The 18,628-nt window shown below is 46.5% G+C and carries 17 protein-coding genes; 6 read left to right on the top strand and 11 right to left on the bottom strand.

Going from position 1 to position 18,628, the window contains the following annotated elements; genetic code table 11:
• Nucleotides 1-18: 18 nt before the first annotated feature.
• The 3 genes from CWO27_RS15755 to glpX all read right to left on the bottom strand — a co-directional run bounded on the left by CWO27_RS15755 (nucleotide 19) and on the right by glpX (nucleotide 2,316).
• Nucleotides 19-366 carry a DUF3135 domain-containing protein gene (locus CWO27_RS15755; protein WP_102433318.1) on the bottom strand — a complete coding sequence of 116 codons (348 nt, stop codon included), beginning with the start codon at nucleotides 364-366 and terminating at the stop codon, nucleotides 19-21.
• Nucleotides 367-488: 122 nt separating this feature from the next.
• Complete coding sequence (locus tag CWO27_RS15750; protein ID WP_102433317.1) at nucleotides 489-1,109, bottom strand: helix-turn-helix transcriptional regulator; 621 nt, start codon at nucleotides 1,107-1,109, stop codon at nucleotides 489-491.
• 199 nt (nucleotides 1,110-1,308) lie between these two features.
• Entirely contained in the window at nucleotides 1,309-2,316 is a 1,008-nt protein-coding gene (gene glpX, locus CWO27_RS15745) for a class II fructose-bisphosphatase (RefSeq protein WP_048659185.1), read from the bottom strand.
• A gap of 324 nt (nucleotides 2,317-2,640) precedes the next feature.
• Here glpX and zapB point away from each other — a divergent pair, with 324 nt between their 5' ends.
• A complete protein-coding gene (zapB, locus tag CWO27_RS15740; RefSeq protein ID WP_008219652.1) occupies nucleotides 2,641-2,883 on the top strand; it encodes a cell division protein ZapB in 243 nt (80 codons plus the stop codon).
• A 110-nt stretch (nucleotides 2,884-2,993) separates the two neighbouring features.
• Here the strand turns inward: zapB and rraA are convergent, their stop codons facing one another.
• The 7 genes from rraA to priA all read right to left on the bottom strand — a co-directional run bounded on the left by rraA (nucleotide 2,994) and on the right by priA (nucleotide 10,938).
• On the bottom strand, nucleotides 2,994-3,512 hold the full coding sequence (rraA, locus tag CWO27_RS15735) for a ribonuclease E activity regulator RraA (protein ID WP_102433316.1): 519 nt from the start codon (nucleotides 3,510-3,512) through the stop codon (nucleotides 2,994-2,996).
• A 73-nt stretch (nucleotides 3,513-3,585) separates the two neighbouring features.
• Nucleotides 3,586-4,503 carry a 1,4-dihydroxy-2-naphthoate polyprenyltransferase gene (locus CWO27_RS15730; RefSeq protein ID WP_048659183.1) on the bottom strand — a complete coding sequence of 306 codons (918 nt, stop codon included), beginning with the start codon at nucleotides 4,501-4,503 and terminating at the stop codon, nucleotides 3,586-3,588.
• A 155-nt stretch (nucleotides 4,504-4,658) separates the two neighbouring features.
• Nucleotides 4,659-5,999 carry an HslU--HslV peptidase ATPase subunit gene (gene hslU / locus CWO27_RS15725; protein ID WP_048605412.1) on the bottom strand — a complete coding sequence of 447 codons (1,341 nt, stop codon included), beginning with the start codon at nucleotides 5,997-5,999 and terminating at the stop codon, nucleotides 4,659-4,661.
• A 58-nt stretch (nucleotides 6,000-6,057) separates the two neighbouring features.
• Nucleotides 6,058-6,606 carry an ATP-dependent protease subunit HslV gene (hslV, locus tag CWO27_RS15720; RefSeq protein WP_004729692.1) on the bottom strand — a complete coding sequence of 183 codons (549 nt, stop codon included), beginning with the start codon at nucleotides 6,604-6,606 and terminating at the stop codon, nucleotides 6,058-6,060.
• 223 nt (nucleotides 6,607-6,829) lie between these two features.
• Nucleotides 6,830-7,369, bottom strand: coding sequence for an SPOR domain-containing protein (locus CWO27_RS15715; RefSeq protein ID WP_029405385.1), 540 nt, complete (start codon nucleotides 7,367-7,369; stop codon nucleotides 6,830-6,832).
• Between the two features lie 122 nt (nucleotides 7,370-7,491).
• Nucleotides 7,492-8,496 carry a DNA-binding transcriptional regulator CytR gene (cytR, locus tag CWO27_RS15710; protein WP_048659182.1) on the bottom strand — a complete coding sequence of 335 codons (1,005 nt, stop codon included), beginning with the start codon at nucleotides 8,494-8,496 and terminating at the stop codon, nucleotides 7,492-7,494.
• 240 nt (nucleotides 8,497-8,736) lie between these two features.
• The gene (gene priA / locus CWO27_RS15705; RefSeq protein ID WP_102530067.1) at nucleotides 8,737-10,938 is read right to left on the bottom strand and encodes a primosomal protein N'; all 2,202 of its coding nucleotides are present in this window, start codon (nucleotides 10,936-10,938) and stop codon (nucleotides 8,737-8,739) included.
• Nucleotides 10,939-11,269: 331 nt separating this feature from the next.
• On the opposite strand from priA, the gene rpmE reads away from it, so the two are divergent.
• Nucleotides 11,270-11,488, top strand: coding sequence for a 50S ribosomal protein L31 (rpmE, locus tag CWO27_RS15700; protein ID WP_004737142.1), 219 nt, complete (start codon nucleotides 11,270-11,272; stop codon nucleotides 11,486-11,488).
• A gap of 332 nt (nucleotides 11,489-11,820) precedes the next feature.
• Entirely contained in the window at nucleotides 11,821-13,110 is a 1,290-nt protein-coding gene (locus tag CWO27_RS15695) for a malic enzyme-like NAD(P)-binding protein (RefSeq protein ID WP_019821524.1), read from the top strand.
• A 163-nt stretch (nucleotides 13,111-13,273) separates the two neighbouring features.
• Here CWO27_RS15695 and metJ read toward each other — a convergent pair whose 3' ends face one another.
• A complete protein-coding gene (metJ, locus tag CWO27_RS15690; protein ID WP_004415993.1) occupies nucleotides 13,274-13,594 on the bottom strand; it encodes a met regulon transcriptional regulator MetJ in 321 nt (106 codons plus the stop codon).
• Nucleotides 13,595-13,802: 208 nt separating this feature from the next.
• Here metJ and CWO27_RS15685 point away from each other — a divergent pair, with 208 nt between their 5' ends.
• The 3 genes from CWO27_RS15685 to metF all read left to right on the top strand — a co-directional run bounded on the left by CWO27_RS15685 (nucleotide 13,803) and on the right by metF (nucleotide 18,574).
• Nucleotides 13,803-14,984 (top strand): O-succinylhomoserine (thiol)-lyase, encoded by a 1,182-nt coding sequence (locus tag CWO27_RS15685; RefSeq protein ID WP_102433313.1) that lies wholly within the window; start codon nucleotides 13,803-13,805, stop codon nucleotides 14,982-14,984.
• A 2-nt stretch (nucleotides 14,985-14,986) separates the two neighbouring features.
• Entirely contained in the window at nucleotides 14,987-17,398 is a 2,412-nt protein-coding gene (locus CWO27_RS15680; RefSeq protein WP_102433312.1) for a bifunctional aspartate kinase/homoserine dehydrogenase II, read from the top strand.
• A 276-nt stretch (nucleotides 17,399-17,674) separates the two neighbouring features.
• Nucleotides 17,675-18,574, top strand: a complete 900-nt coding sequence (metF, locus tag CWO27_RS15675; protein WP_029405383.1) for a methylenetetrahydrofolate reductase — start codon at nucleotides 17,675-17,677, stop codon at nucleotides 18,572-18,574.
• The last annotated feature ends 54 nt before the right edge of the window (nucleotides 18,575-18,628 follow it).

Here is an 18,628-nt window from a genome sequence, read left to right as displayed (position 1 = left end):
TTTAATGCCTTGCTACTTTCAGTACATTTTAGGTTCGGTATTCGGCTTAAAAGGCACGACATTTTCAGGCAGAGATTCTTTAAAGCCGCTGCGCCCTTCGAGTGCATCTTGGAACTTACAGACCTGACAGCGCAACTCTTGCATGAGCACGACATTGGCATGGTGTGGGTTTTTACAGCGACTAACCACTAAGTCGATGTGACTTTGTTGAGCGCGAAGCCTACCTTGCATGGTCTCTGAAGCCGAACAAATCATCTGTTCGCACATCTCGTGTTTGAATTGGTTGAATGCTTTAGGATCGCTTTTCGCGAGTTGGACAAGTTCGTCAAAGGGTGGCAATTTTTGAGCGGGTTGAGGATGCGCCATCATTCCTTCCTTAGCATTAAGCGTGTTTCATATGCTATAAGCTTAAGAAAGAAATCTGTACAAATTTTAATCTATTTGTGTTTTCTCAATATTGAGACAGTATCAACCGTTTACCGTTACGATCAAAGTGCGGGTGTTAATGTGTAAGTACAGCGTCTCTCGCCAGCAATTATGTGCTCTGTACGGCTCACGTGACACTCACCTTTTAGTAACTCAGTAAACACATTGAGCTCAGATTGGCACAGGCTAGGGCAGCGAGTTGCAGCCTTGCAGATAGGGCAGTGGTTCTCAATCAAGATGTAGTGATCGTCATGCTCTTGAAGCTCTGCCATGTAGCCTTCGTCTTCACGAAGCTGAGTGAGTTTTTTAAGCTTGCTGATGAGTGAATCACAGTCAGACAGCGCAGTTTGATACTGCTTGAGTGTGTGTTGTTCACGCTCGGCCGCAACCTTAGCCAGCCCTTCTTTACCAAATAGATTCTCCACAGCATCAATCACTTGAATAGTGAGTTCACCATGTCGGTCTGTAAATTGGCTGTGGCCTTGTTGAGTCAGTGACCAGTGGCGAGTCGGGCGACCCACTTTCACTTTCACATCATGAAACGCAAGAATACCGTCATCTTCCAGGCTTTGCAGATGTTGCCTTGCACCCATTGTCGTCATGCCAAATTCTTCTGACAGTTGTTTCGCGGTTACCGCGCCTTGACGCTTAATGGTCTGTAAGATTTTGTCGCTTGTTTTCATACTATCCCTACCTCATGAACCTTACTATTATGAGGCAAGGTGTTTATAAAGCAAACCATTTACTATATTGATGATGATTTACTCTATAGCTCGCGTTTTACTCTATCGGCAGCCATGGTGAGATTCTGGTGCGCCAATAAAAACAAAAGGCTGATACTTGGTATCAGCCTTCGAATATTCTGTTTCACCGAGTTTAGGCTTACAGGATATGACCTACTACTTCTGGATCTTTACGCTCTAGGTAGTGGATAGATTTGATACGGCGAATCGTACGGCAGCGGCCACGGATAAGCAGAGTTTCTGTTGTTGCGATATTACCCTGACGAGTAATGCCTTCTAGCAAATCACCCTTAGTGATGCCCGTTGCTGAGAATACAACGTTGTCGCTGCGAGCCATGTCTTCCATCTTCAACACGATACCCGCTGTTACGCCCATTTCAGCACAACGCTCAAGCTCAAGTTCACCGTGTTTACGGTTCTCTGCTGTGTCGCCTTTCACTTCGTGGCGAGGCAGTAGACGACCGTGCATATCACCATCAAGTGCGCGAATTACCGCGGCAGAAACCACACCTTCAGGTGCGCCGCCGATGCAGTACATGACGTCCACTTCGCTGTCTGGCATACACGTTAAGATAGAAGCCGCAACATCACCGTCTGGCACAGCGAATACACGAACGCCCATAGCTTGCATGTCGGCGATGACTTGATCATGACGAGGCTTAGCCAGTGTGGTTACGACTAGAGTATCGAGTGTTTTACCTAACGCTTTAGCGATGTTTTCTAGGTTTTCTGTTAATGGTAGTTCTAGGTCAATCACACCTTTAGCACCTGGGCCTACAACCAACTTCTCCATGTACATATCAGGTGCTTTAAGGAAGCTGCCTTTTTCGCCTGCAGCCAATACAGCCAATGCATTTGATTGGCCCATTGCTGTCATGCGTGTCCCTTCAATTGGGTCAACTGCGATGTCGACAGCATCGCCGCCCACACCTACGTTTTCGCCGATGTACAGCATAGGTGCATCATCGATTTCACCTTCGCCGATAACGATCTCACCGCTAATTTCAGTTTTGTTTAATAGGCTACGCATTACTTCTACAGCAGCGCCATCTGCAGCGTTTTTATCGCCACGGCCAAGCCACTTGTAACCAGCTAGTGCTGCACCTTCTGTGACACGAGAGAATGACATTGCTAAATCGCGTTTCATGCGGACTCCAAAATTTTCAAAGGGGGAATAGAAATTTCGCGGCGAATTTTACCATATCCAAAAGGAAACGTTTGCCTTTTTGTTTTTTGGAGATTGCTCTCGATCAATTCGCAGTGGAAAACAGTTATTATTCATCAAAATAATCGGTTTGCCGTTGTGGCGCTAATCGTTCACGTCAATATTCGGTAAAAAGCGCTGTTTTTTTCATCGAATGGCGCAAAATATCGAATATATTGAGTGTTTATCCTTGCTCTGCTGAGTAGAATGGGGAAATAAGTGGAGTGAACCTTCACCATCAAATGGATAACTTAAAGGTAGGCCAGAATGTCTTTTGAAGTACTAGAGCAGCTAGAAGCAAAAATTCAAACAGCAGTAGATACAATTGCACTTCTTCAAATGGAAGTGGAAGAGCTTAAAGAAGAGAAACAAGCACTAGCAACAGAAGCTGGTGAGCTTAAAGCAAGCCGTCACGAACTAGAGCAAAAAACTCAGCAAATGCAGGAAGAGCATTCAGCATGGCAAGATCGCATCCGTAACCTTCTTGGTAAAATGGATGAAGTAGAGTAATCGACTCTTCAGATTTAAAAAAACGCCCGCTACTCAGTAGCGGGCGTTTTTGTTTGCGTTCTAATACTTCGTATTCTTATGCTTTGTTTTAGTATTCAAAGCCGAGTGAGTTACTCGACCTCTTCTTGCTCAACATCCAGATCGAGTTCTACATCTAGAGGTTCGGCTGAAAGAATGATACCGGTGTTGTCGGCGTAGAGGTAATCTTCTGGTAAGAAGGTCACGCTACCAAAGTTCACTGGAACGTCTAACTCACCGACACCCTCTTGGCTCGCACCAACGGGAATAGAAGCCAAGGCTTGGATGCCTAAGTTCATGTCTTCAAGCTCATCGACTTCACGAACACAGCCGTAAACCACAATACCTTCCCACTCATTGTCTTCGGCAAGTAGGGCAATCTCAGCATCAATCAGCGCTTTACGCAGCGAGCCACCACCGTCGATTAACAACACACGCCCCAGACCATCTTGCTCTAGTACAGAGCGAATCAAAGCGTTGTCTTCAAAACACTTTAATGTCGTGATCTGTCCTGCGAAGGATGCACGTCCACCGAAGTTGCTGAACATTGGTTCCACGACATCAACTTGATCCAAATATATGTCGCACAGTGCTGAAGTGTTGTATTCCATTCGTATACCTTTTGAACAATGAGCTTACTTTGAGTATATCGGTGCTTGATCCCTTTGCAATGATTAGTCTCATTTAACTCAATAGAGTTTGAGCTACGACAACCCCTGCAAACAATAGGTTAGTGACCAGTGAGCATTTCACAATCACTGGCATCATTGGTGCAATCTGCGCGGGTTTTTCGGTTTCCCAAACAGCTTTGCCATGTTTATAAACAATAATAATACTCAGTAAAAACGGCAGGCTGATCCAGGCTGGCTTTTCTTGAATCAGTAGGTAAATAGCGAAAGACGCAAGGGCGAGACCAAGCAAGGCGAAATGATAGTGCTTAGCTTTGCGCTGTCCTAGGCGAACTGCCATGGTACGTTTACCGCATTCGCTGTCGTTTTCGATATCACGCATGTTGTTGATATTGAGTACCGCAACCGCCATCAGTCCGCAGCCCAGTGCGGGGAGAAACAGGCTTGGTTCAACATGGCCAGTGTGCAAGAAGTAAGTCCCCGATACACCTAACAAACCGAAGAAGATAAACACCGATAAGTCGCCAAGGCCGATATAGCCATAAGGTTTATTACCGACGGTGTAAGCGATGGCTGCAACAATGGCTAATACGCCTAATGCAATGAAAGATAAGATACTTTCAATCGAGGTTAAGGCGTGAAAAATAAGAATCAGCCCAGCGACCATGGTAAACACGATGTTGAGAATGATCGCTTGCTTCATGGTTTTCGCTGTTACCGCGCCAGATTGCATGGCGCGTGTTGGTCCCAGGCGATTTTCGTTGTCTGTGCCCTTTACTGCGTCGCCATAGTCATTGGCTAGGTTCGACAGAATCTGTAATAGGGTGGCGGTTAGAAAAGCCAGTAGTGCTATCGATAAAGAAAACTGACCGCCGGCGAACGCTAAACTACTTCCTGTAAGAATAGAGACAAGTGCAAGAGGCAGAGTTTTTGGTCGTGCGGCATCAAGCCAAATCAGTAGAGATTGTTTCATCGTAGGTCTATTTCTTTGTAAGTCTTCGTTTCAAACTGTGATTTGAGTATACGCCCATTTTTCGGGTAATAAAAAGCCCACTCGAAAGTGGGCCTTGAATTCGCTTATTAGCTGCTATTTCTTTGAGATAGAGCAATAAGTTGGAGTTTGGTGTGCTACAGGATGAAGCGACTTAAGTCTTCGTCTTCTACGAACTCACCAAGTTTCGACGTTACGTAAGCTTCATCAATAACAAGCTTGCTGCCAGCTTTGTCTGTTGCTTCGAATGAAATTTCATCCATTAGACGCTCCATTACTGTGTGTAGACGACGCGCACCGATGTTCTCAGTGGTTTCGTTTACGCGCCATGCTGCGTCCGCAATCTGGTTGATGCCATCTTCAGTAAACTCAATGCTCACATCTTCTGTTTTCATTAGGGCAATGTATTGCTCTGTTAGAGATGCTTTTGGTTCAGTCAGGATGCGTTTGAAGTCATGTGCTGATAGTGCTTCAAGTTCTACGCGGATTGGTAGACGACCTTGTAGTTCAGGGATCAGGTCAGATGGCTTAGCCACTTGGAATGCGCCTGATGTGATAAACAAGATGTGGTCAGTTTTAACCATGCCGTGCTTGGTTGATACTGTGCTGCCTTCGATAAGAGGCAGTAGGTCACGCTGAACACCTTCGCGAGATACGTCTGGGCCTGAGCTGTCGCCACGCTTACAGATTTTGTCGATCTCATCGATGAATACGATGCCGTTGTTTTCAGCGTTGAAGATCGCGTTCTCTTTTAGCTCTTCTTGGTTCACAAGCTTTGAAGCTTCTTCTTCCGTCAGTGCTTTGAATGCGTCTTTGATTTTCATCTTACGCTTTTTCTTGGTGTCGCCTGCTAGGTTTTGGAACATGCCTTGCAGCTGGTTTGTCATCTCTTCCATGCCTGGAGGTGACATGATTTCAACACCCATTTGCGGCGCGGCTACATCAACTTCGATCTCTTTGTCGTCTAGCTTACCTTCACGCAGTTTCTTGCGGAAAATCTGGCGAGTGTTTGAAGAGGTGGTGTCTTCTGTTGATTGCTCGTTCTGACCCCAAGCATCACGTGCTGGTGGTAGAAGGGCATCAAGAATGCGTTCTTCAGCTTGTTCTTCAGCGCGGTACTGTACTTTCTCCATCGCTTGTTGGTGTGTCATCTTGATTGCAACGTCCGTTAGATCACGGATGATGGTCTCAACTTCTTTACCAACGTAGCCAACTTCGGTGAACTTAGTCGCTTCTACCTTGATGAAAGGCGCGTTTGCTAATTTCGCTAGGCGGCGAGCAATTTCAGTTTTACCGACACCTGTTGGGCCAATCATTAGGATGTTCTTTGGTGATACTTCAACACGCAGGCTTTCTTCAAGCTGCATACGACGCCAGCGGTTACGCAGAGCGATAGCTACTGAACGCTTAGCGTTGTCTTGGCCGATAATGTGGCGATTGAGTTCGTGAACAATTTCGCGAGGAGTCATCTCAGACATGGTTTTTCCTTAATTCTTTAATCACTGTTGAATACAACGTTATTGATGGAAGCGGTCGTTACTCTGGCTTTGGCAGCTCAACGGTGCTTTCTAGTTCTTCAATAGTGTGGTGATGGTTGGTGAAGACACAGATGTCGCCCGCAATGTTCAGCGACTTTTCTGCGATTTCACGCGCATCTAAATCAGTATTTTCTAATAGTGCAGTAGCTGCTGCTTGAGCGAAGTTACCGCCCGAACCGATCGCAATCAGGTCGTTCTCAGGTTGAACGACGTCACCGTTACCTGTGATGATCAGTGAAGCGGTCTCATCCGCTACTGCTAACAGTGCTTCTAACTTACGTAGAGCACGGTCGCTACGCCAATCCTTCGCCAGCTCAACGGCAGCTTTGGTTAGGTGACCTTGGTGCATTTGCAGCTTGCTTTCAAATTTTTCGAATAGCGTGAAAGCATCAGCGGTACCGCCAGCAAAACCTGCCAGTACTTTGTTGTTGTATAGGCGACGTACTTTACGGGCATTGCCCTTCATTACAGTGTTGCCTAGAGATACTTGTCCATCACCCGCGATGACGACTTTATTATTACGACGTACAGATACAATGGTAGTCACGAGTAGGGCCTCTTAATATTTCTTATCTTTGGGTATAAAAAGTATATGAGGATGGCGCTCGGATAATTCAAGGAAGGGTGAGTGATGTCGTGCAAACTTATCGGCGGAAGTTGTAAGGAAATTTGGTTAAAGGGGAGGGGATAAAAGAAAACCTCCACAGTGGGAGGCTTTCGGTGTTTGGTTTTCGGCTTTTACTAAGACCGAGACTGCCGCTGAATCTAAATTACTCGGTGTCTTTCCAAATAGCACAAGGTTCGATTTTCGCTCGTTGCAGCTTATGGCGATCTCGCTCTGCGTCACGCTTCAACTTGTATGGACCTAGAACCACACGGTACCAGCTACTGCCATCTTTCTTGCGGATCTCACTCGAGATACCTTGGAAGGCTATATCCAACTTACGAGCTTCTGCCTGCGACGAGGTTTTGTAAGCGCCACACTGCATGATGTAAGGGATCTTCGAGATCTCTTGCTCTTTGGCTTTCACTTCGATTTCGCGGCTTGGCAGCGTTTCAACGTAGTCCCATTTCTCTTCAGGAGGCGGCGGAATCACTTTCGCTGGTTTTGGCTTAGGTTTTGGTTTGGTTACCACAGGAGCAGGTGCTGGCGGCTCAGGATCATTACTCAATAGGTAAAGTCCGTAACCAAAACCACCGGCAAGGAGGATCGCCAAAAGACCACTGCGCCAAGGTTTACGGCGAGGGGCTTGTTTTTTGGTCGGCTTTTTCGTACCACGACCGCGCTTTACATAATCTCTATTAGCCACAAGACATTTCAATAGTTGCTGATTCTGCCCTCATGGTAATCCAGATTGCGCGAGGATAATAGTGCAGAAATGGAAGCGGCACATCAAAATGTGCCGCAGATTTGTAAGGGTATTTTTGAAGGTTACATACGAGGTGGTGCTGTACTGCCTCGAACCACTAATTTAGCTTCAAGTAGACGCGAACCTGCTTGCACATCGTTGCCTTTCAGTAGATCAAGCATCATCAACATCGCTTGGCGTCCAATCTCATAACGAGGTTGAGAAATGGTGGTTAGCGGAGGATCGCAGTATTGAGCGAATTGGATGTCATCAAAGCCGACAATCGATAGGTCTTGAGGAACGCGTAAGCCCAGCTTCTTCGCTTCTTGAATCGCGCCAATGGCCATCGCGTCGTTATGACAGAAGATAGCTGTAGGCTGTTCAGGAAGTGCCAACAATTGACGAACCGCTTGAGCACCGGCTTCAAAAGTAAAGTCGCCGACGGTGCTATAGGCAGGGTTCATTGATACTCCAGCGCGACGCAGCGCTTGTTGATAGCCTTGTTGGCGGAACTTACACAGCGTTGCCGATACTGGCCCTGATATTTGAGCGATACGCTTATGACCTAACTGAGCTAAGTAGTTCACCGCTTCAAATGCAGAGGTCAGGTTATCGATGTGTACGGTAGGCAGTTCAAGCTCAGGGGCAAACTCACACGCCATCACCATTGGTGGTAAATTCTTTTGTTCAGATTTACTGACATCAAATGGATGGTCAGTGCCAAGCAATAGCATACCGTCAGCTTGTTTGGTGAAAACTAAGTTAACAAATGAAGACTCACGCTTCTTTTGTTGGCCGCTATCACCCAGTAAGACAAGGTAGTCATTTTCTACTGCGGCATCTTCGATACCACGAATGATCTCGGCGAAATAAGGGTCACAGATATCAGGAACGATAGTGATGATGGTTTTTGATTCGTTGCGACGTAAGTTTCTAGCTAATGTATTGGGTGAGTATCCAGCTTCAAGTACTGCTGTTTCCACTCGTTTACGAGTCGAAACTGAGACTTTCTCAGGGTTCATCAATGCACGTGATACCGTGGCTGTTGAGACGCCTGCTAGCTGGGCAACATCCTTCATTGTCGCCATAAATTAAACCCTCTTTTAAGTTCCTTTGTCGCCTAAGTATCTAAGGCGTGAATAATAAATGTAATCGAATAGATATTATGAAAGTGTTGCTAACACTTTTTTTATTGCAATATTTTATTCGTTTAATCCGTGTAAAGTTACGGCTAGATTAACAAAAATCACATGACTCGTGTGAACTTGCTCACGAGAAATATGAAATATTTGTGAACAAACTTATCATTAGTTTTAACCCGAAGGGGTTTAGCTCAGATCTTGCGGCTCTATGTCGAGTGACCAACGAACTTTTTTCGCGGCGGGTAACATATTAATTGCCGGCTTAGCGCTCATTAATAGCTTCTGCATTAACGAGCGAGTTTGAGTCTGTAAGATTAACTGCCAGCGCGATTTGCCTGCTCGTTTTGCTAATGGGGCTGGGGTTGGTCCTAGCACCATGCAATATTGATCAAACAGCGGGTGCGATTCCAATGTGTGACGAACCTGACGCAAGAACTCTTCCACCAAGCGAGTGTCATTGGCTTCTGCTCTAAACAGAGTCATAAAGGTATAAGGCGGTAACATTGCCTGCTTACGTTCTGCCAGCGCCGTCTGAGCAAAGTGGTTGTAGTCTTTATGCAGCAAAGCTTGCAGCAACCCATGTTCTGGGTGGTGAGTCTGTAAGATCACCTCACCGGGTTTGCTTGCTCGTCCTGCGCGTCCCGCTACTTGGATGAATAGCTGGGCAAGACGTTCAGACGCTCGGAAGTCACTGCTGTATAAAGAGCCATCGACATCCAATAACGCCACAAGTGTCACATCAGGGAAATGATGACCCTTAGCAAGCATCTGAGTGCCGATAAGAATTTGGAATTCACCCTTACGAATCGACTCGAGTGCGCTTTCTAAGCTGCCTTTACGGCGGGTGCTGTCGCGGTCAATACGAATGGTTTTGTATTCAGGGAATAGTTGGCCAAGCTGAGCCTCTAACTGCTCGGTACCGACACCCACTGTCACTAAGTTCGCAGACCCACAACCTTGGCAATTGTGCACGATATGCTGCTGAGAACCACAGTGGTGGCAGCGCATCTCATTACTGTATTGGTGATAGGTATAGTAAGCATCACAGCGTTTACATTCAGCTGTCCAACCACAGTCGTGACACATCAATGCCGGAGAGAACCCACGGCGATTGAGAAACAGCATCACTTGGTTACCTGCTTTGAGATGTCTTTGCATCTCTGCAATTAACGACGCAGACAAACCACTTTCCAGATATTCGCCTTTCACATCCAATACTTTATTGGTGGTCGGCAAAGCTACACCCGCACGTGAAGTAAGGGTGAGATAACTGTATTTGCCTATCTGAGCATTATGCAGCGTTTCAAAAGCGGGTGTTGCTGAACCTAACACAACCGGGATCTGCGCTTTATGAGCACGCATTATCGCCACATCACGAGCGTGGTAGCGCAGGCTGTCTTGCTGTTTATAAGAAGCATCGTGCTCTTCGTCGACAATGATAATACCCAGATCCGCAAACGGCGTGAACAGAGCCGAACGGGTACCAATTACGATACCTGCTATTTTATCGCGCGCTGATAACCAAGCATTCAGTCGCTCAGAATCGTTTAAACCCGAGTGGATAACCTCAACAGGCACATTAAAGCGTCGCTTAAAGCGGTTAATCGTTTGAGGGGTGAGGCCAATCTCAGGCACGAGTACTAACGCTTGTTTACCTTGATCGAGAATCGGCTTAATCATATTCAGGTAAACCTCGGTCTTACCTGAGCCAGTGACGCCTTCTAACAGGAAACAACCAAAGTCGGTTTGGCTATTTACGGTCGCAATCGCGATGGCTTGTTCGGCATTGAGCTTAGGTTTGTCTTGGTCGTTCTCAAGTTCAACTGGCCACGGTTGACGCTTCGGCTTTTTCTCTACCGATTCAATCCAGCCTTTCTCTTCTAGCGTTTTGAGTACGGCGCTGCCAACTTCTTCATCAATGAACTCTTGATGAGGAACCGGGCCGTGCTCAAGCATGTGCATCACTTTGGCTTGCTTGACCGCGCGACCAAAACCTTGCATCAGTTGGTCTTTGCCTGATGGCGTTAACTGCCATTCAACCAGCGTCGCGAAGTCGGCGGCTTTGCCTTTTCTTAGAGCGCTCGGAAGGGCGTTAGCAAAGGTTTCGCCAAGAGGGTACTGATAAAAATGACTACACCACATTAACAGTGAATAGACAGATTCCGGCCAAACGGGCTGATTGTCTAATAAGGCTTTAATGGGTTTGAGCTTATCGAGCTCGAATTCAGATTCGTTAACCAGAGCCGTTACAACACCGGTTAAGGTTTGTCGTCCAAAAGGCACAGAGACTCGTCCACCAATAATCGGAAATAGGTGGTTTGGAATCTTGTAATCGAACTGCTTGTCGAGTGGAACAGGCAGCGCCACACGGGCAATCATTGGACGCATAAAGGGACGGCTTTATCTGAGTTGACGAGAGCGAACAGTCTAAAGGATAAGGCGCTTAAATTCGAGAAGCAGTTTGGTTGAAGGCGGCGAGTTAGCGTATACAGACAACGACAGCCCGAAATCTCAGGCCGATAAAGGAAATAAAGAGAGAATTGGTGAAAAATGTATCAAATCAGTTGATCCTACCTTATAGATTCATTACTATACTGCGCCTTAAAGGTATGGCTTCATCACTCTTTTGTGTCGATGCGGTGTCTTTATTTCTTTTTTAAACTACGTGTGGTGTGCGGCTTAGAATCGTATAGCGACACGGCCTACTTGAGGTTATCCCATGAAAGCTGGAATCCACCCAGAATACAAAGCAGTTACTGCAACTTGTTCTTGCGGCAACACATTTGAGTTCAACTCAACTCTTGCAAAAGAATCTATCCACCTAGACGTATGTGACAAATGTCACCCGTTCTACACTGGTAAGCAACGTATCGTAGATACTGGCGGCCGTGTTGATCGCTTCAACAAGCGTTTCGGTGCTCTTTCTAGCAAGAAGTAATTCTCGCTATTTAGACATAAAAAGGACACTTCGGTGTCCTTTTTTGTTGCCTGAAATTTAAGAAAACGCTGAATCTTATTCAGCCATCAACTTCTCGAAAACGATAGGCAACCCGCTTGAGTTTTGTTTCATAACTTACACCCCACACTCCATTCTCGAAATCCGCTCGAAAGTTCAACAAGCGATAGTAATTTCAACTGCTCACTGGTCTTATTAGTAGTGAAATCTCGTTTTTTAATGAGACAGAGGCTCCAACCACCTAGGAACTTTGAAGTACATCCATTAACATGAACAAGATCCCCCAAATAATAATATCCTAGGAACCTACACCTATGTCTGAAGACAGCAGCCAAGCTCAATCCTCTCAAGAATTATCGCCTCAAGAACAATTCCGTCAGCAAGCTCTTGATTATCATGAGTTCCCGATTCCAGGCAAAATTGCCGTAGAACTGACGAAGCCTGCAAACTCTGCAGAAGACCTAGCACTTGCATACAGCCCAGGCGTGGCTGAGCCTGTTCGCGAGATCGCACAGAACGTTGATAACGTCTATAAGTACACAGGTAAGGGCAACATGGTTGCTGTTATCTCTAACGGTACAGCGATTCTTGGCCTAGGTAACCTTGGTCCTATTGCTTCTAAACCTGTAATGGAAGGTAAAGCGCTACTGTTTAAGCGTTTTGCTGGTTTAGATTCTATCGATATTGAAGTAAAACACCGCACAATCGATGAGTTCGTTGATACGGTTGCGAATATCGCAGATACATTCGGCGGTATTAACCTGGAAGACATCAAAGCACCAGACTGTTTTGAGATTGAACGTCGCCTGATTGAGCGTTGTGATGTACCGGTATTCCACGATGACCAACACGGTACTGCGATTGTAACGGCAGCGGGTATGCTGAACGCGATCGAACTTCAAGGTAAGAAACTTGAAGAGTGTAAGATCGTTTGTTTAGGTGCTGGCGCAGCAGCGGTTGCATGTATGGAACTACTGATTAAGTGTGGCGCTCAGCGTGAGAAGATTTACATGCTTGACCGTAAAGGCGTGATTCACACTCGTCGTGATGATCTGAACGAATACAAAGAGCTATTCGCAAACAACACGGATAAGCGCACACTTGAAGATGTTATCGAAGGCGCTGACCTGTTCTTAGGTGTATCGGGTCCTAACCTACTGCCTGCTGAAGCACTAACGTTGATGGCTGATAAGCCAGTTGTGTTTGCATGTTCAAACCCAGATCCAGAGATCAAACCTGAGCTTGCACACGAAGTTCGTTCTGACCTTATCATGGGTACAGGCCGTAGTGATTACCCTAACCAAGTAAACAACGTACTTTGTTTCCCATTCATTTTCCGTGGTGCATTAGATGTGCGTGCAAGCGAAATCAATGACGAAATGAAGCTAGCGGCGGTTAAAGCGATTCGTGAACTGGCGAAAGAAGCAGTTCCAGCTGAAGTACTAGCAGCGGCGGGTGAGACCGCACTGGAATTTGGTAAAGGCTACATCATTCCTAAGCCAATGGACCCACGTCTACTTCCTCGCGTAGCACGAGCAGTTGCGGAAGCGGCTGTTGAATCTGGCGTAGCTCGTATCGAGATGCCTGCTAACTACATGGCGTAGTAGCTGCTGCTCTATTGAGAGAAAAGGATAATAAAAAACCGACTCATCTGGAGTCGGTTTTTTTATGTCTATCATTCGCAGCGTAGTCATAAAAACGCAATGCATAATGTGATAGATGGGTCAGCTATAGCGAATCAATAATGAAGGCAGCGACTGAGTTGTTTTATTCTTCGTCAAACGCTTCGAACTCGATACCCATTTCTGTCATCAGTTTTTTAACTTCAGCAGGGATATCGTCAGGACGATCTTTACGAAGGTCTTCATCCGTTGGTAGTGGTTGGCCTGTGTACGCATGTAGAAAGGCTTCGCACAGTAGCTCACTGTTTGTTGCATGGCGTAGGTTATTAATCTGGCGGCGAGTACGCTCGTCAGTAAGAACCTTTAACACTTTTAGAGGGATAGAAACTGTAATTTTCTTTACTTGTTCGCTTTTCTTTCCATGCTCAGCATATGGGCTTATGTATTCACCATTCCAGTCGGCCATTGCGTACCTTCATCACTTTAGTTGTTAGAATAAATTAATAGTGGTGATTTTAGCGGGATTTACTGCCATAAGCAAAGACATATAGACGTCTAGAAGTGTTGACGTCTCACGTTTATGAAAGTAAAGTGAATAACATATATCTAACACAGCCGCAAAATGCCGACAAGCAGCTGTGATTCTCAGACGCAAAACTTGTAAGGAAGCACCTATGAGCAGCCGGAAGCCAGCAACCATCGCAGTACGTACTGGTATCGAGTCAGACACGCAACACCATGCTGTTGTCCCACCTATTTATCTTTCGACTAACTATGGGTTTCCCGCTTTTGGTGAAGTGCCAAAGTATGATTACACCCGTTCTGGTAACCCAAACCGCGGTTTACTAGAAACTGCACTGTTTGAGCTTGAATCGGGCAAAGGCGCGGTGGTCACTAACTGTGGTACTTCGGCGCTTAACTTATGGGTTTCTGCTTTCTTAGGTGGCGATGATCTTATTATTGCACCACACGACTGCTACGGCGGTACTTACCGTCTGTTTAACACTCGCTCACTGAAAGGTGACTTCAAAGTTCTGTTCGTTGATCAATCGGATCAAGCTGCGCTAGATGCGGCGATCGCGCTTAAGCCAAAGTTGATCTTAATCGAAACCCCATCGAATCCACTGGTTCGTGTGGTTGATATTGCAGAAACTTGCCGCAAAGCGAAAGAGGTTGGTGCTCTGGTTGCTGTCGACAACACGTTTTTGACACCTGTGTTCCAAAAGCCTTTAGAGCTGGGTGCGGATTTTGTTATCCACTCAACCACTAAGTACATCAATGGACACTCAGATGTGATTGGTGGCGTTGTGGTCACTAAGACAGAAGAGCACGCTGAAGAGCTAGCCTGGTGGGGCAACTGTATTGGTGCGACCGGCACACCATTTGATAGCTACATGACTTTACGTGGTATTCGTACGCTAGGTGCGCGTATGCGAGTTCACGAAGAAAGCTCACGTGAAATTCTGGCGTCTCTGCAGCAGCAAGATCTCGTTGGCACTATTTATCACCCAAGCCTCCCTGAACATCCAGGTCATGATATTGCGAAGAAACAGCAGTCTGGCTTTGGTTCAATGTTGAGCTTTGAGTTTGCGGGTTCATTCGAAGCGCTTAAGTACTTTGTCGATAAATTAGAGCTGTTCTCTTTGGCTGAATCACTGGGTGGTGTGGAAAGCTTGATTTGTCACCCTGCGTCGATGACTCACCGTGCGATGGGCGAAGAAGCACTGGCAGAGGCGGGTGTTTCTCAACAGTTACTGCGTCTTTCTGTTGGCCTTGAAGATGCTGATGACTTGATTGACGACCTCAAGCAAGCGTTTGAAAAGACACAAGGCTTTATCGCTGAAGGGGAGGGTTAATAATGGCAACCTTTCGCCAGCTACATAAATTTGGTGGCAGCAGTTTAGCGAATCCTGAGTGTTATCAGCGCGTGGTCAACATTCTTAGAGAATACTCAACAGCAACTGATTTGGTGGTGGTATCAGCAGCGGGCAAAACAACCAACCGCTTAATTGAATTTGTTGAAGCGCTCGACAAAGATGGTCGTATTGCTCATGAATGCCTACAGGCACTTCGTCAGTTCCAGCTTGAACTGATTGAAACACTGCTTGAAGGTGAGTCTTCGGCTCAGCTAACGGCAACCATTCAACAAGAATTTACCGCTTTGGGGGAGCTAACGGCTCCTTTAAGTGAAGCACAAAAAGCAAAAGTGCTTGGACACGGTGAGGTTTGGTCTTCACGTCTACTCGCTGCTTTGTTATGCCAGCATGACTTACAAGCAGTTGCTCAAGATGCACGTGCCTTTTTACGTGCAGAAGCGGGTGCTCAACCTGAAGTTGACCGCGCACGTTCTTATCCTCTGATCAAAGAAGCCTTAGCGCAGCATGCACATTGCCGCGTGGTGATTACGGGCTTTATGGCTCAGAACTTCGAGGGTGAAACGGTATTACTTGGTCGTAACGGTTCGGATTACTCAGCAACCGTGATTGGTGCTTTGGCTGAAGTTGAACGCGTGACGATTTGGAGTGATGTGGCGGGCGTTTACAGCGCTGACCCTCGTTTGGTTTCAGATGCGTGTCTACTGCCTCTACTTCGCCTTGATGAAGCCAGTGAATTGGCTCGTCTTGCCGCTCCAGTGCTTCATAGCCGAACGCTACAGCCTGTGGCTCAAAGTGCTATGGATCTCAGCTTACGCTGCAGCTACCAGCCGGAGGCGGGCTCTACACAGATTGAGCGCGTACTGGCATCGGGTCGTGGCGCCAAAATCATTACCTCTCTGGATGAAGTGCTTATCGTGCAACTGACCTTTGGGCACGGCCATGATTTCGACCGTCTCGAGAGTGAAGTCCTTGAAGGGCTTAAGCGTGCTCAACTGGAGCCGCTTGCCTATGAGCTTGAACCGGATCAACACTGCTTGCGTCTTGCCTACACGGAAGAGATAGCTGGTGGTGCATTAGAATATCTTCAAGACCACGCGATTGAAGCTGAGATTAAGCTTAAAGAAGGTTTTTCTCTGATTGCTGCTGTGGGTGCGGGTGTGACTAAGAACCCGAACCATTGCTACGGTTTCTACCAACAACTTAAGAGCTCGCCGGTTGAGTTCATCTCAGAAGCGAACTCAGGCTTAAGCTTAGTGGCAGTCATTCGTAAGAGTGAAACATCAAGCCTAGTGAAAGGCATTCACTCTCAACTGTTCCAAGCGCAGAAGCGTGTTGCGATTGCTTTGTGTGGTAAGGGCAACATTGGTTCAAGTTGGTTAAGCCTGTTTGCAGAGCAAAAAGCGGAACTTGAAAAGCGCCGTGGAATGAACTTCGAATTGGTAGCCGTGGTTGATAGCCAAACCTATTGGTTCGACGATCAAGGCATTGATGCGACCTCAGTGAGTAAGTGTTTTGACGATGAAGCCATTGCCAATAATGGTAACGACTGGTTAGAGCGTTTAGGTTCTATTCAGGGCTACGATGAAGCGGTTGTGTTAGATGTTACGGCAAGCCCAGTGCTTGCAGCAAAATATCTGCAAGTCGCACAACAAGGTATTCACCTGATCTCGGCTAACAAGGTGGCTGGTTCTGCATCGAGCGAGTATTACCATCAAGTACAGGATGCTTTCGCTAAGATCAGCCGTCACTGGTTGTACAACGCGACCGTTGGTGCAGGCCTGCCGATTAACCACACAGTCAGAGACTTGCGTGAAAGTGGCGATGACATTATTGCGCTGTCAGGTATCTTTTCAGGCACGCTGTCTTGGTTGTTCCAACAGTTTGATGGCACCGTGCCATTCAGCGAGTTGGTTGACTTAGCGTGGCAACAAGGCCTGACTGAACCTGACCCTCGTGCTGACCTAGATGGTTCAGACGTGATGCGTAAGCTGGTGATTCTGGCGCGTGAATCGGGTTTAGATATCGAGCCTGAAAACGTCAAAGTGGAATCACTGGTCCCTGAAGAGTTGCAAGATCTGTCGGTAGATGACTTCTTTGATAAGGCTTCGGTGCTAAGCGAAGAGTTGGCCGAGCGTTTAGAGAAAGCGCACTCTCAACAGAAAGTTCTACGTTACGTAGCGCGTTTAGAGAAGAACGGTAAGGCAACCGTAGGTGTTGAAGCCCTATCTAAAGAGCACGCTCTGGCGAACTTGCTGCCTTGCGACAATATCTTTGCGATCGAGAGTAAATGGTACAAAGATAATCCATTGGTTATTCGTGGCCCGGGTGCTGGACGTGAAGTGACGGCTGGTGCAATTCAGTCTGATTTGAACCGAATGTCGAGCCTGTTCTAATACTCAGATCATTTGCTATGACACTTAAATAGCATACTATTCACTAAGATAAATAAGGCTGAAAGCACGATGTGTTTCTCAGCCTTTTTTCTTCCTTATTTCTGCTTTGCGACCCATCTAACGACTTGAGTTTTACTCACGATCTACTTGAAAAAAATTCATAATGGATCTGTTGACATTAAATCGTATTCAATACATTCTACAGACATATAGACGTCTAAACGTCGTTTAAGGATTTGAGTTTTTAGTGGTTGCTTTTGCCACAGGGAGAGTAAGATGGGATACACACACGCTAGTCATATCGACGCTTTAAATCAGAATATCGCTGAGCTTTCTGACAACATCAATGTGTCATTTGAGTTTTTTCCACCAAGCAATGAGAAGATGGAAGAGACCCTGTGGAATTCTGTTCACCGTCTTAAAACACTTCAACCAAAGTTTGTATCGGTAACTTACGGTGCAAACTCGGGCGAACGTGACCGTACCCACTCAATCATTAAAGAGATTAAGAACCAAACAGGCTTAGTTGCAGCACCGCACCTAACGTGTATTGATGCGAGTCGCGAAGAGCTGATTCAAATTGCCGACGATTACTGGGCGAATGGTATCGAGAGTATTGTTGCGTTGCGTGGTGATATTCCAGCAGGCGGCGGCGCGCCAGATATGTACGCATCTGACCTAGTCGAGCTACTTAAATCTCGCCACGATTTTGATATCTCAGTAGCGGCATTCCCTGAGGTTCACCCTGAAGCAAAAAGCGCTCAATCGGATCTTATTAACCTTAAGCGTAAAGTCGATGCGGGAGCTAACCGTGCTATCACTCAGTTCTTCTTCGATGTTGAAAGCTACCTACGTTTCCGAGACCGCTGTGTGGCGGCTGGTGTAGATGTTGAAATTGTTCCGGGCATCCTACCGGTTTCTAACTTCAAGCAAGCGTCTCGCTTTGCTGCGATGAACAACGTAAAAGTACCGGGTTGGATGGCGAAGCAGTTTGAAGGTTTGGATGATGATCCAACGACTCGTCAGCTTGTTGGTGCTAGCCAAGCAATTGATATGGTTCGTACACTGAGCCGTGAAGGTGTGAAAGACTTCCACTTCTACACGCTAAACCGTGCAGAAATGACTTACGCACTTTGCCACACATTAGGTGTTCGTCCACAAGTCGCTGCGCTTTAAGCAAAGTCTAAGAAGTAAAGCCTAAGTGCTTGTAAAAGCCTCTGGCTGTAAAAT

The organism is Vibrio sp. 10N.286.51.C3, from assembly GCF_003050065.1.
Lineage (GTDB): Bacteria > Pseudomonadota > Gammaproteobacteria > Enterobacterales > Vibrionaceae > Vibrio > Vibrio crassostreae.
The sequence above is the reverse complement of the archived record's forward strand: the minus strand, read 5'-3'. Positions and strand labels throughout refer to the sequence as shown.